Below are 14,272 nucleotides of genomic sequence, written 5' to 3'. Positions count from 1 at the left end.
GCAAATGACTATAAAAACAGATGAATTTAGAACCACGTTAATTGAGAATTTAGTTTCTCCTGCCGAGCTTGCTCAGCAAATCCCGCTAGATGATAACACCGCTAATTTTATAATTAATAGCCGCCGCGACATAGAAGCTATCATTAATGGCGATGATGATCGCCTGCTTGTGATCATAGGTCCCTGCTCTATTCACGATATAGAAGCAGCTATAGATTACGCTAAAAAACTAAAAGTTCTGCATGATAAGTACTCAGATGAATTACTAATTGTTATGCGAGTATATTTTGAAAAACCTCGCACTACGGTTGGTTGGAAAGGATTAATTAGCGATCCTGATTTAGATAAATCATTCCATGTTGCAAAAGGTTTAGATTTAGCACGTAATTTATTAATGGAAATTAATAAATTGGGCTTACCTGCCGGTACTGAATTTCTAGATATGGTAACAGGGCAATATATTTCTGACTTAATTAGTTGGGGCGCGATTGGCGCCAGAACAACAGAAAGTCAAGTTCATAGAGAACTCGCATCAGCTTTATCTTGCCCTGTTGGCTTTAAAAATGGTACTGATGGTAATATTCAAATTGCTGTTGACGCTATAAAAGCATCTAGTGTACCCCACGTACTTTATTCGCCAGATAAAAGCGGCCAAATGTGTATTTACCAAACACATGGTAACCCATTTGCGCATGTTATATTACGTGGTGGCAAGCTACCGAATTATCATGCGGAAGATATTCAAACGACTCGTGCAACATTAACCAAATCTGGGTTAGCTGAGAAAGTCATGATTGATTGTAGTCATGGTAATAGTTATAAAGATCACACCAAACAAATTGACGTTGCTCGTTCATTAGCTCAGCAAATTACCAATGGTGAACAATCAATATTCGGTGTCATGATTGAAAGCTTTTTAGTAGAAGGTAATCAAAAAGTTATTGAAGGACAACCTTTAAACTACGGACAAAGTATCACTGATGCTTGTATCAATTTAGATACCAGTGAAGAAATATTAGATGTATTGGCACACGCTATAAAAACGCGTAAATAGCAGACAATATTTAAAAAACTTAATGTTAAAAAAAGCCGATTATCTAATTGATAATCGGCTTTTTTATGTTCAATATGAACGGTATGCCACAATCACATGAATGTGAATTAGTGGCAATGTTCAAGGAACTTCTATTAAATTAGGTTTTAAAAGAAGTTTGCTTTAAATTCTACACCCCAAAAACGTGGTTCGTTTACGTAACCCGTTAGGTTGTTGAAATCAATTGCACCGGTTAACTGCTCTTCGTCAGTAATGTTGCGGCCAAATAACGCTACTTCATATTCAGCATCATCACCGTACCACTCGTAACCCACACGTACACCACCTTCTAATAAGGCATCACCAGTAAACTCTGTTGATTCATATAAGAAGAAGTTAACTTCGCTACGGTATGACCAATCGGTGTAAACATAAAGCTCGCCATCAGCAATTTCTTTCGTCCAGCGTGCGCTTAAGTTGCTGATCCACTCAGGCGATTGCGGTAAAGAGTTACCATCTATGATTGCTAAACCATCGGCATTTAATGGATCTGTCACAGTACAACCACCACCACAGCCCGGCACCGCAACATTACTATCTTTAAGCTCTGTATGGTTGTAACTTACACTTGCAGCAATTACAAAGTCAGGCGTTACAAAATATTCAGAATCTAACTCAAAACCATAACCCACAGCTTTATCAGCGTTAAGTAAGCTTGCAACATTACCTGTACCGCCAACAGCGGTTAACTGTTGATCTTTTACTTGATAATAGAAAACAGAACCGTCAACACGAGCAGTATTTTCCAAGAAGACCGACTTAAAACCAGTTTCAATTGAATCAACTATTTCTGAATCAGCCGTAGTTGAATTTGCAGAGAACAATAAACTACGTCCTTGAATACTTGGAGCTCTGTAACCACGAGCAATTCGGCCATAAACGTTAGTTTCGTCATTTAACACGTATGAAATACTTAAATCACCACTAACCTGTGAGTCATCTACATCATTGCTTTCTGAAAAGCCTGGCGCACCAAACGGAGATTGTACTAATTCGCCGTCCCATTTACGCTCATCATCTGAATAGCGTAAACCACCATTTATACTTAGCTTATCTGAGATTTCATAATCAAGTGAAGCGAATATGGCCCATGCTTGAGTTTCCATATTCTGAATCGCGATACCATTTTGTGCACCACCACCCAATGTGTCAAAGCTTAGATTATTGATGGTTAAGTCTTCATCAAATAGAAAAAAGCCAAACTGGTAATCTAACGCACCTAGATCGTTACTCGCAATGCGAATCTCTTGCGTTGATTGCTTATGATCTGGCATTCTAGCACCTGTTTCTGACGGAAACGGGATAAAGCCTGGTCCCATATAATCAGGCAAAAATGCTGCACCGTAACCACCATCAATATCGCCAACAGAAAACATTTCAGCTGATTCGTGGCCTGTAACAGAAGTTAAGGTATGGCTACCAAAATCATATTCAATTTTTAAGCTTGCGCCTTTCATATCAACCGTTTGATTGTTGCGAACTGCCGCATCATGAAATACCGTTTCACGGTCAAAGCCAGCAACTAAATCATTAGTTCCGGGCTTAATGATATTAGCTCTAAAAATACGAGCGTCAGCTTCTGCATCTCTAAAGTGGTAATTAAACAAGGCAGAGAAATCGTCATTCGGTTGCCACAATAGTTGCAAGCGCCCAGCAGTTTCACTATAGCCACCTAGTTGATCTTTCTTTTCAAAGCCTGGCGCTTTGTTATCAATCCAATCATCACGATCTTGTTGTAGTAAGGCAACTCGCGCTGAAAGTTCGTCCGTTAGACCACCGCCAACAGCTACTCGAAAATCTGTTGAACCAAAGCTTCCGTATGAACCAGAAACTGTCGCATCAAAATCTTGTGTTGGCTTTTTAGATTGAACTTTAACAATACCCGCCGGTGTATTACGACCGAATAAAGTACCTTGAGGACCGCGCAAAACTTCTACACGTTCAATATCAAACATTGGCATACCTTTCGTTAAGGCATTTTCCAATACAACGTCATCGTAAATTAAAGACACGGGTTGTGAAGCTAGTAAATCAAAATCTGTATTGCCTAAACCACGAATATAAAAGCGTGGAAAAGTACGACCAAATGATGACTCGATTAAAAGACTAGGAACTTTCGCCGATAAGGCTCTTACATCCATACCTGAAGAGCCAAGCACTTCTAATTTCTTTGGTGTTAAAGCAGAAACTGAAATAGGTACTTCTTTAACATTCTCAGTGCGCTTACGTGCAGTAACTTCGATAACTTCAATGCCGACAACTTCGTCAGCTTTTTCTTGAGCCATTGCTGAACCAGAAACACTAGCAACAGACGCAAAAATAGCCGCGTTTACACAAAGTGCAAGCGACGTTTTTTTAAAAACATTCATTAAGTACTCTCCCAAGAACTGTTTATGTTTTGTGTTGAAATTTGTAATTTGTAATTTGTAATTTTTTAAATAATGCGCAGCGACAAATGCGCATTATATTTTGTAATTTTATAGTATATTAAAGGTCAAGCGCTGATAAAAAGCTCGTGCCGTAAGGCATTTTTTCCAATTTAAATAAATCAGCGATAGTTTGACCAATATCAGCAAACGTATTTCTTTCGCCAATATTAACAGATTGTACCTGTTTATGATACGCAAGTACGGGTACGTATTCACGAGTATGATCATTTCCGTGCCAAGTTGGATCACAACCATGATCTGCGGTCATAAATAATACATCATCATCTTTCATTGCGGCCGTAATCTCAGACAAACGCTTATCAAAATTTTCCAATGCTAATGCGTAACCTATTGGGTCACGACGATGGCCATAGTCTTGGTCAAAGTTTACTAAATTAGTAAAAATTAAGCTGTTATCTTGCGCACTTTCTATATGTGTAAGTGTCGCATCAATTAAGGCATCAATTCCGGTCGCTTTGGTTTTCTCACTGATGCCTTGATGAGCATAAATATCGGCAATTTTACCTACACTGATGACATGGCCACCTGCTTGCGTAAATACATCTAATACCGTTGGCGCGGGCGGTAATATAGAATAATCGCGACGATTGCCGGTACGCTCAAAATCGCTAGGACTTTCGCCGACAAATGGCCGTGCAATTACTCGACCTATATTCATATCTGACAACAATTCACGTACCGTTTCACAATATTTATATAAGTTATCGAGACCAAAATGTTCTTCGTGGGCAGCCACTTGAAAAACACTATCTGCTGATGTGTAACAAATAGGTAAGCCTGATTTTATATGCTCTTGCCCTAATCGGTTAATAATATCGGTACCCGACGCGTGACAATCACCTAGTATGCCATCAATGCCGGTTGCTTGATTTATTTTGTCAATTAATTCAGGCGGGAAAGCGTTACCTTCTTTAGGAAAATATCCCCAATCAAATAATACCGGAACTCCCATCATTTCCCAATGGCCACTAGGCGTGTCTTTACCAGTACTTAATTCAGCAGCATATCCATAAGCGCCCTGCTCTGGTTGTTGCGTTTGAATGGGAAAAGTCTCTTTGCCTGCCGCTACGGCAGCATTAATTAGCCCCATTTTGGCAAGATTAGTTAGTTTGATTTCACGCTTTTCTTGCTGGTAGAATTTTTTTGCTAAATTAGCAAAAGTATTAGCCGTTACATCTCCAAAATCAGCCGCATCAGGCGCATGCCCAATACCAAAACCGTCGATTACTAAAACTATTGCTCGTGCCATGATACTTTCCCATATTTATATAAATGCATTTTAACAAACTTTTTTGAATTATCCTCGATATTACCGACAAAAAATTCATGACCAGATGGTCAACATGTGATACTTTACCAAGCAATAAATTATAGACAACTGAAATTTTGTAAATAATTAACAATTCCCGCTGGAGATTAAGGTGATTGTTATTAAATTCGGTATAATTAGTCCATAATATGACCGCTGAACTGCTTAGCGCAGTTTGGCTAAAAATAATTTTAACGTTATTGTTAACCACACTTTTAAGGCTTTCTGTTTTGCAAACCAATAAACCGACTATTATTGCGGTAACTGGCGCGTCAGCATCAGGCAAATCTCTTTTTGCGCAAACCATTTATGACGAACTTTTACCTGAGCTGGGGCCAAATGGCATTTCGATCATCAAAGAAGACTCCTACTATAAAAGCCAATCTCACTTATCAATGGCAGAGCGAGTAAAAACCAATTACGATCACCCAAGTGCCTTTGAACACAGTTTATTAACTGAGCACTTAACCCAATTAAGCATAGGTGAAAGTGTTGATATTCCAACTTATTGCTACAAAACTCACACTCGTTTGGAAGAAACACTTCATTTGTCTCCTACTTCAATTATTTTAGTTGAAGGTATTTTGCTTTTCTCAAACGAAGAATTGCGTAAAAAGTTTGATATTAAAATCTACATTGATACACCACTTGATATTTGCTTAGTTCGTCGCATTAACCGCGATACCATTGAACGTTCGCGTAGTGTTGAGTCGATTACTGAACAATATTTAACTACGGTTAGACCTATGTATCACCAATATATTGAGCCCAACAAACCATTTGCTGACATAGTGGTAACTCGCGGTGGTAAGAATAGAATGGCAATTGAAATGCTAAAAGCCAAAATAAGACAAATAATGGCAAGAGATTAAGCATTTTTAACGAACTGTAATCTTTAAAAATAATAACGATAACAAAGAAAATCATGAGGTAAGTATGGATTTAAGTGCACTTAGAGGCGTTATGGGCATTATTGCTCTATTGGTAATTGCCTTTTTATTGTCAAAAGACCGTAAAGCGATCAACTGGCGCACCGTAGGGTTTGCGTTTACTTTGCAAATTTTATTAGGTGCTTTTGTACTTTACGTGCCATTTGGTAAAGATGTACTCGGGTCAATAACTAATGGTGTTCAACAAGTAATCGACAGTGCCAAAGCCGGCATAAACTTTATATTTGGTGGCTTAGGTACTGATGCTATGTTTGGCAACGGTGTTGGCTTTGTTTTTGCCATTCGTGTGCTACCCGTTATTATTTTCTTCTCTTCGTTAATAGCCGTACTTTACTACTTAGGCATAATGCAGTGGGTGGTTAAAATTATTGGTGGCGGTTTACAAAAACTTTTAAAAACATCTAAGCCTGAGTCTCTTTCTGCTACTGCTAACATTTTTGTCGGTCAAACTGAGGCGCCACTGGTTATCCGCCCTTATATTGCCAAAATGAGTCAGTCAGAGCTATTTGCAATTATGGTGGGTGGCTTAGCTTCAGTCGCTGGTTCAATTTTAGCAGGTTATGCGGGACTCGGCGTCAAGCTTGAGTACTTAATTGCCGCGTCATTTATGGCCGCACCAGGTGGCTTGTTAATGGCAAAAATACTATTACCTGAAACCGAAGAAATCAAAAATGATTACAAAGACGTTGAAATGGATAACGCAGGCGAAAAACCTGCTAACGTAATTGACGCAGCGGCATCTGGTGCGGCTTCAGGGGTAAAACTTGCAGTAAATGTTGGTGCTATGTTACTGGCATTTATCGCTATTATTGCCTTACTTAATTCAATGGTCTCAGGTTTTGGCAACTTACTTGGCTTTGAAGGTATCACTATTGAGTGGATATTAGGCTACTTATTTGCGCCTTTTGCATTTTTAATTGGCGTACCATTTGACGAAATGCTACAAGCTGGCAGCTTTATTGGACAAAAAATTGTTGTAAATGAATTTTTTGCCTATGTAAATTTTGTTGAAATTAAAGATACGTTATCACCAACGACTCAAGCCATTGTTACATTTGCATTATGTGGTTTCGCTAACCTTTCTTCGATAGCAATTTTACTAGGTGGCATTGGCTCTATGGCTCCTAATCGCCGTCCAGACATAGCTCGTTTGGGGATGAAAGCTATGCTAGCGGCAACAATGGCAAATTTAATGAGTGCAGCAATAGCCGGATTATTCGTAAGTTTATAATCCCATTAATCAAAATAAAAATATGACGAGCCTAGCATCATTGCTAGGCTAATTTAATAATCCCCTTTTTCATAAACGAGGCTTATCATGACTACAATTGAAAACTACGCCCAACGCGCACTTGAAATGATGGACTTAACGAGTTTAACTGATAGTGAAAGTGCCGACGATATCATTACCCTTTGCCAAAACGCAAAATCACCAAAAGGCAATACCGCCGCCATTTGTATTTTCCCTCGTTTTATTCCGCTAGCAAAGAAAACGTTAGCTGCACAAGGTACATCTAATGTAAAAATAGCCACTGTAACTAACTTCCCACATGGTAATGATGATATTGATATTGCAGTTGCAGAAACAAAAGCAGCTGTAGCATACGGCGCAGACGAAGTTGATGTAGTATTTCCTTACCAAGCATTAATGGCCGGCAATAAAGATGTAGGCTATGAACTGGTGAAAGCATGTAAACTTGCTTGTGGTGATCAGGTGCAACTTAAAGTCATTATTGAAAGCGGCGAGCTGAAAACTGATGAATTAATTATTCTAGCCAGTGAAATATCTATTGCGGCGGGTGCTGATTTTATTAAAACATCAACGGGTAAAGTACCAGTAAATGCTACGCCGAAAACGGCAGAGCTTATGTTGAATGTTATTAAAAACAAAAATACTAAAGTAGGCTTTAAACCCGCTGGTGGTGTTAAAAGTGCAGAAGATGCAGCAGTATATTTAGATTTAGCAAGTGATATTTTAGGCCATGACTGGGCCAGTAAAGCTAACTTTAGATTTGGTGCAAGTAGTTTATTAACAAACTTACTAAACACCTTAGGCGCAAGTGACGATATTGCCGATCCTTCAAGTTACTAATATTAATCGCATTTAAAATAATAATAGGTTTTATAAAATCATGGCACAGTTATATTTTTACTATTCAACAATGAATGCCGGTAAATCGACTCATTTATTGCAATCTTCTTATAACTATCGTGAACGTGGCTTAGATACTCTACTCTTTACGGCAAAAATAGATGATAGATTTGCCCAAGGTAAAGTATCTTCTCGCTTAGGCATTCATGCTGATGCTCATTTATTTGATGAAACCTCAGATATTTTCTCTGATGTTCAAAGTAAAATTAAAACAAGCAAGCTGGCTTGTGTGCTAATTGATGAGGCGCAGTTCCTAACAAAACAACAAGTTAAACAGCTTACGAATATTGTTGATGAGCTTAACATTCCAGTTTTAGCGTATGGAATACGAACTGACTTTCTTGGTGAAACCTTTGGTGGTAGTGCCGCCCTGCTTGCATGGGCAGATAAATTGATCGAATTAAAGACTATTTGTCACTGTGGTAAAAAAGCAAACTTTGTTATTCGTTGCGACGAAAACGGTAATGCAGTCAAAGGCGGAGAGCAAATTGAAGTTGGTGGTAATGAACGCTATGAATCTTTATGCAGAAAACACTTTAAAGCTTTAGTTTGGTAAAACATTCATTATAAAATCAAAACTAAAAAGGGAAACGATGAAAATCATTTCCCTTTTTAATTATTACCTTAGTGTCAAGTCAAACTAAGCAGTTATTGTTTGATAAATAACAGGTTGTTCATCCACTACTTTTGTGTTGATAGCTAAAGCAGCCAGATATTGCTTACTTGCCAATGCTGCCGCATCTTCGTCTATTGCATGTACTCTCGCAACCACGTCACCACGATTAACTAAAGTACCAATTGGTAAAATACGATCAAAACCAACACTATGGTCAATAGCTTGTCCGTTTGCGGTGCGACCACCTTTAAGGCCTACTACAGACATGCCTATATCTCGTGTTTGCATACCAACGATATAACCATGCTCTGGCGCTATAACGTCAGTAACAACATTAGCACGTTGCATAGTTCGCCATGGATTTTCCATAAAATCACTAGGGCCGCCTAGAGCATGAATCATCTTGCCAAATATTTCTGCAGCTTCACCGGATGCTAGTGCATAATTAATTTTTTCAAGTGCAACGTCTTCATTTTCTGCAACTTTAGCACTCACTAACATAGCTTTCGCTAGCGAAACCACCACTGCATGTAAACGAGGTTCACGTAAAGTACCATTTAAGTATTTTACCGTTTCTGCCATTTCCAAGGCATTACCAGCTGTCGCACCTAGTACTTGATTCATATCTGTAATAATAGCCTGTGTTGGCACACCTGAACCATTGGCAACATTAACAATGCTTTGTGCGAGTGCTCTTGCATCATCGATATTCGACATCATAGCGCCATTACCCACTTTTACATCCATGACTAATGAATCTAAACCAGCAGCCAACTTTTTCGATAAAATAGACGCGGTAATTAACGGAATAGACTCAACAGTTGCGGTAATATCACGTATGCCATATAAGCGTTTATCAGCAGGCGCCAGGTTATCTGTTTGAGAGATAATGGCGACGCCTAAATCTTTAACAATCCGTTTAAAGTCACTAATACTAGGTTGAACGTTAAAACCTGCAATACTTTCAAGCTTGTCGGAAGTACCACCAGTATGTCCTAAGCCACGGCCAGATATCATAGGTACGTACGCACCACATGCAGCAACAATCGCAGCCAACATAAAGCTCACTTTATCACCAACACCGCCGGTAGAATGCTTATCAACAATTGGCCCATCAAGTTCAGGCCAACTTAGCACATCACCAGAATTTTTCATTGCTGAGGTAAAGTCAATAATTTCACGGGTTTCCATACCCTTTTGAAATATTGCCATTGCCATAGATCCAACTTGAGCGTCATTAAAATTTTTCGTTACTAAACCATCAACAAAATGTTGTATTTGTTCTTGGGAGAGTGAACCACCATTACGTTTGGTGCGAATAATTTCTTGTGGTAGTAACATTATTTTAAATCCTTATTTTTCAAGTAAATCTTTAGGTGTAAAAGCATCTGGTAATAATTCGTTAACAGTCCATTCCTTTGAATCATTGTTATGGTTAACGGCTTTTACCAAAGCTTCAGGCGCTAAAAATTCAGCAATAACTTGCCGACAAGCACCACATGGTGGGGTCAATTTGTCTTGGTTAGTGTAAATAACAATCGCTGAAAATTCTTGCTCACCAGCAATAACACCTTGAGCCAAGCAATTACGCTCTGCACAAACAGTTAAGCCATAAGAGGCATTTTCTACATTGCAGCCTTTCACTATCTTGCCATTTTTAGTTAATGCCGCAGCACCAACATGAAAGTTACTATAAGGCGCATAAGCTTTGTCGAATCCATTTTTGGCAGCAACAATTAACTCTTCTACTTTGCTATTTTCAATTTTTGACATTATCAAACCCTTTAACTGACCAACTGGTCAACTTATGTATATCCTAATGAAACTGAGTAAAAATATCAAGATAGATCTCACAATATTCTAGCTGTTCTATATTAAATTTAACTTTTTACCAAATTTAGGTAAAAAAAAACCAGTAACTCTCGTTACTGGTTTGATTATTTAGTCAAATGTTATCTAGAATGTATATCTAACACCCACTTTAATTCGCCATGTAGATTCTTCTGCAGCGAACTCATTCCAGTTGCGAGTATCTGAGCCTCTAAATCTTTCGGTAATTTGATAACGACCGTCATCTGAAATACCTTTTAGATCCCATAAAGCTTGTTGTGGGAAACGCATTTCGTGTACTTGACCCCAATCATCATTTAGCAAATTAGCTAAATTATCAATGGTAAAATAAAGGAGACCTTTATGATCTTCACTAAAACCAGGTAATTCCTGGGTAATGCTTAGGTCAAGTGTAGTAACCCATGGTTGAGTTTTTGAATTTTTACTTGCATAACCACCAGCATCTCCTGAAAGACCAGCAGCATCAATCAACTCTTTCATTTCATCATAGCTTAAGTCACTATTTTCCCAATCAATATTAGGATCATCAGCTCCTGACGGAATATACGGTAAGTATATAGTGTTGCTGTAAAAATCAGGTTGGTCTCCGAAATCACCGTCTTGATATAGACCTAGAGTATATGATAATGGTGTACCTGAACGACGAGAGAAGAATAAGTCAAACGTCGTATTATAATCTTTATAGAATTGAGTTTTATAACCTAGATTTAGAACAAACCTATGCTTAGTTTCAAAGTCTGTAGTGCCTACTAATGGTACATTACGATTAACATTCACATTATATTGGTAGTTAGATTGAGCACGTGAACTTGTACCTGGATTTGCCCCGGTAATGTCTTGATTAGTATATGACATACTCATTCTCAAACCATTATCCCAAGATTTCTTCAAACTTGTCGTCCAAATCAGGCTACGACCATTGTCATCTGAGTTGGTTAGCATAATATCAAAGTTATCAGCCAAATCACCTTCGTAACGGCTTTCATATATAATTCGCTCACCGTCGGCAGTCGTTTTACCCGAGTCAACTCTTGAAGTATCTACCCAAAAACTAGAGTCTTCTTGTCTAACATAGTTAAACTCTGTGCTCCACTCATAACCTTCTCCTAAATATGGAATATCTAGGTTCCAATCGAAGCCAACCTGCGCACGCCAATCTGAAGGTAATTTATAGTTGTGATCAATGTAGTTTGTACTACCTGTTCCGGAAACCATACCATCGAGTGCAGCTTGAGGTATTTTACTAAAATCAACGTTTGCAGGATCACGTACTAAAGCAGATGAGATGCTTGCTGGTAATGCTACAAATGTAATACCATCATTAGTAAATGAGTTAGCCGTCCATACATTTGGTTTACCGCCACTATAACGACCTAAACCACCACGTAGTGTCATTTCGTCGTTCATGTACCATTTAACAGAAAATCGAGGTAAAATAATATCTAAACCATCTAAGTTTTCCGTGTTGTCGTACTTATAAGTGTTGTAAAAATTCTCGTTGAATTTAGGTTTGTCGTCTGTGCTTAGTCGTTCATAACGTAAACCAAAAGCGATTTCAACATCATCTGTAATCGCCCAAGTATCTTCAATGTATAACGTATGATTATTACGCGTTAACTCATAAGCAGTATCGGCTGCATTGTTTGTATATGCATTCTTATATACAAAACCAGCTCCTCTAAAGTCATCTGGTTTTTTATCTGCAAAATCTTCTAAACCGGTCGTACCATCAAAACGATCACCATCAAATGACCAAACACCTAATGAACTTTCTGCAAACAAGTTGTATTGATTTAATCTTTCAAAATGGTAACCAAATGAAATACTATGATCGCCAACTAAATAGTTTGCATCAAATTTGACTTTTAACGTCTTAGTTTCTGCTTCGTTACCATGGCGAAATGCATCAGTACCAAAAATAATATCGCCATTTATTGATTCAATATTAACTTCACCAATATTTGAATTTGTTAGCGAAGCAATTTCAGTTTTCTTATGACTAACTGAAACTTCTGTTGAAAAATCATCATTCCACTCTGAATATAGGTGCGTTGCAAAGTTGGTAGACTTAGTGTTTAATTCATACACATTAGATTGCATACGAATTTCATCATCTTCATCTGTTGTATTTCGGTCTTCTGAATTATCTTGATATTGATACGTAAAATCGGCACGGTGAGACTCGTTAATATTCCAATCTAACTTAAGGAGAATTTTTTCATCCGTTTCTTCAGGATCACCCGCAAGACTATCAGATAATCCATATGTATCACCCAAAATAGAGAAAAACTGATCTATTTCTGCCTGAGTGATATCACTTTGGTTAGCACCACTACCAATACCATATAAAACTGGAGTTTCTTTTTTGAAATCTTCATAACTTAAAAAATAAAATAATTTATCTTCTAAAACCGGGCCGCCAACATTAAAGCCAAATGTTCTCTCTTTGCCCGTAGCAAATTTTTCTACTGGGGCATCTGCGTCAAATTGAGGGTCTTCATCAGCTCTTTGGTTTTCAGGTGTACCCGATAAATCGTCATTTTTAAATTCATAGAAAAAAGATCCATGTACTTCATTTGTACCTGATTTAGTAACAGCATTAACGATACCGCCAGAGAAACCGCCTACTTTTGCAGTAAATGGTGTAGTATCAATTGATATTTGTTCAATTGCATCAAGCGAGATTGGCGAACGCTGTGTTGGGTATCCACCAGAATTCAGTCCAAAATCGTCATTTTGTCCAATACCATCAACAGTTATACTATTAAATTTAGGGTTCGAACCCCCAACACTTAAATTTCCACTTGAATCAACAACAGCTAATGGGTTGTTCCGAACAATATCTTTTAAATCACGATTAAATGATGGTGCACGAGAAATATCTTCTTCTCCCCAAGAAGAGCGAGAGCCAGTTGCGTCATAAGCAATACTTGAACCTGTTACAGTGATACGCTCAACATTAGCATCTTCAAGTACTTCATTAAGACGAAAAACATCACCCAACTTGATATAGATATTTTCTAATGTTTTGTCAGAATACACATCTGAATCAATCGTAACGGTATATGGACCGCCAACGCGAAGGCCTTTTGCAAAGAAAGAACCTGTATCATTAACTTTTAATGTTTTACGGGTGCCCGTAGGTTCATGAACGATAGTTATTGTCGCATCAGTAACAACATTGCCATTTTGTGTTAATACATTGCCTCGAATTGACGACGATGTATCATCTGCCATCGCAGAAGTTGATAGCCCTAAAGCAATAACTACCGCACCAGCGATATTTGAGAGACGATGAGTTTTCATCATATTATTCCTTGGTAGAAGTTTTATATTGTTTGTAAATTGTTAATTTATAGCTTTACTTGATTACTTTTTAATCTATTTATTGTTTTTCAAGTGTATTTCAGCAGAAATTAAATCAGAGTTTTCTTACATTTTCATTACAAAATTTTACAAGCATCATTTTAATAAGTTCTATTTTTTTTAACTTCAAATTAATAAAACAACGTCAAATGTAAATTATCAAATAAAAACAAACATCTATAACAGAAAATAAAACACTGTTAAATTTCACTTATAACATTATTAGTTTGATATTTAATTAATCATAACAAAAAATCATAAAAACAAACCACTTGGTCAAGATAAAACCTAGTATGCTTTTATTGCCAATAATAAAGGTCTCCAATAAAATGCTTTAACTAACCAAAAGAACATATTTGGTAAATATTCAATAATTAAAACTAATAATGCAATTGAAAGGTATTAAAACAGTGTTTCAAAGCATTAATTCACATAAACTAGTTAATAATTAATGAATAAGAACTGATTTTAGAATATAAATGCAG

At 37.5% G+C, this 14,272-nt stretch carries 10 protein-coding genes; 5 read left to right on the top strand and 5 right to left on the bottom strand.

What is annotated here, in order from left to right:
- The first annotated feature begins 4 nt into the window (after positions 1 to 4).
- Positions 5 to 1,054, top strand: coding sequence for a 3-deoxy-7-phosphoheptulonate synthase (locus tag AC27HL_RS14895; RefSeq protein WP_487081834.1), 1,050 nt, complete (start codon positions 5 to 7; stop codon positions 1,052 to 1,054).
- A gap of 146 nt (positions 1,055 to 1,200) precedes the next feature.
- Here AC27HL_RS14895 and AC27HL_RS14890 read toward each other — a convergent pair whose 3' ends face one another.
- Positions 1,201 to 3,462 (bottom strand): TonB-dependent receptor, encoded by a 2,262-nt coding sequence (locus AC27HL_RS14890; RefSeq protein WP_487081833.1) that lies wholly within the window; start codon positions 3,460 to 3,462, stop codon positions 1,201 to 1,203.
- A 118-nt stretch (positions 3,463 to 3,580) separates the two neighbouring features.
- Positions 3,581 to 4,792, bottom strand: coding sequence for a phosphopentomutase (locus AC27HL_RS14885; protein ID WP_487081832.1), 1,212 nt, complete (start codon positions 4,790 to 4,792; stop codon positions 3,581 to 3,583).
- Positions 4,793 to 5,082: 290 nt separating this feature from the next.
- On the opposite strand from AC27HL_RS14885, the gene udk reads away from it, so the two are divergent.
- The 4 genes from udk (at position 5,083) to AC27HL_RS14865 (ending at position 8,510) form a co-directional block, all read left to right on the top strand.
- Complete coding sequence (gene udk, locus AC27HL_RS14880) at positions 5,083 to 5,724, top strand: uridine kinase (RefSeq protein WP_487081831.1); 642 nt, start codon at positions 5,083 to 5,085, stop codon at positions 5,722 to 5,724.
- A gap of 64 nt (positions 5,725 to 5,788) precedes the next feature.
- Positions 5,789 to 7,033, top strand: coding sequence for a NupC/NupG family nucleoside CNT transporter (locus AC27HL_RS14875; protein WP_487081830.1), 1,245 nt, complete (start codon positions 5,789 to 5,791; stop codon positions 7,031 to 7,033).
- Between the two features lie 87 nt (positions 7,034 to 7,120).
- Positions 7,121 to 7,894: a deoxyribose-phosphate aldolase gene (gene deoC, locus AC27HL_RS14870; protein WP_487081829.1), complete on the top strand. Its 774-nt coding sequence runs from the start codon at positions 7,121 to 7,123 to the stop codon at positions 7,892 to 7,894.
- 40 nt (positions 7,895 to 7,934) lie between these two features.
- Positions 7,935 to 8,510 carry a thymidine kinase gene (locus tag AC27HL_RS14865; RefSeq protein WP_487081828.1) on the top strand — a complete coding sequence of 192 codons (576 nt, stop codon included), beginning with the start codon at positions 7,935 to 7,937 and terminating at the stop codon, positions 8,508 to 8,510.
- 84 nt (positions 8,511 to 8,594) lie between these two features.
- On the opposite strand, the gene deoA is transcribed toward AC27HL_RS14865, so the two are convergent.
- The 3 genes from deoA to AC27HL_RS14850 form a co-directional block, all read right to left on the bottom strand.
- A complete protein-coding gene (gene deoA, locus AC27HL_RS14860; protein ID WP_487081827.1) occupies positions 8,595 to 9,911 on the bottom strand; it encodes a thymidine phosphorylase in 1,317 nt (438 codons plus the stop codon).
- Positions 9,912 to 9,923: 12 nt separating this feature from the next.
- Positions 9,924 to 10,343, bottom strand: a complete 420-nt coding sequence (locus tag AC27HL_RS14855; protein WP_487081826.1) for a cytidine deaminase — start codon at positions 10,341 to 10,343, stop codon at positions 9,924 to 9,926.
- Positions 10,344 to 10,526: 183 nt separating this feature from the next.
- Positions 10,527 to 13,730, bottom strand: coding sequence for a TonB-dependent receptor (locus AC27HL_RS14850; RefSeq protein ID WP_487081825.1), 3,204 nt, complete (start codon positions 13,728 to 13,730; stop codon positions 10,527 to 10,529).
- Positions 13,731 to 14,272: the final 542 nt, after the last annotated feature.

It is taken from the genome of Colwellia aquaemaris (genome assembly GCF_057548755.1).
Note: the sequence above shows the minus strand (reverse complement) of the source record. Positions and strands in the feature narration are given on the sequence as shown.

Coding starts and splice junctions, on each gene's coding strand:
- AC27HL_RS14895 (WP_487081834.1), top strand. CDS start 5: ATGACTATAAAAACAGATGAATTTAGAACCACGTTAATTGAGAATTTA.
- AC27HL_RS14890 (WP_487081833.1), bottom strand. CDS start 3,462: ATGAATGTTTTTAAAAAAACGTCGCTTGCACTTTGTGTAAACGCGGCT.
- AC27HL_RS14885 (WP_487081832.1), bottom strand. CDS start 4,792: ATGGCACGAGCAATAGTTTTAGTAATCGACGGTTTTGGTATTGGGCAT.
- AC27HL_RS14875 (WP_487081830.1), top strand. CDS start 5,789: ATGGATTTAAGTGCACTTAGAGGCGTTATGGGCATTATTGCTCTATTG.
- deoC (WP_487081829.1), top strand. CDS start 7,121: ATGACTACAATTGAAAACTACGCCCAACGCGCACTTGAAATGATGGAC.
- AC27HL_RS14865 (WP_487081828.1), top strand. CDS start 7,935: ATGGCACAGTTATATTTTTACTATTCAACAATGAATGCCGGTAAATCG.
- deoA (WP_487081827.1), bottom strand. CDS start 9,911: ATGTTACTACCACAAGAAATTATTCGCACCAAACGTAATGGTGGTTCA.
- AC27HL_RS14855 (WP_487081826.1), bottom strand. CDS start 10,343: ATGTCAAAAATTGAAAATAGCAAAGTAGAAGAGTTAATTGTTGCTGCC.
- AC27HL_RS14850 (WP_487081825.1), bottom strand. CDS start 13,730: ATGATGAAAACTCATCGTCTCTCAAATATCGCTGGTGCGGTAGTTATT.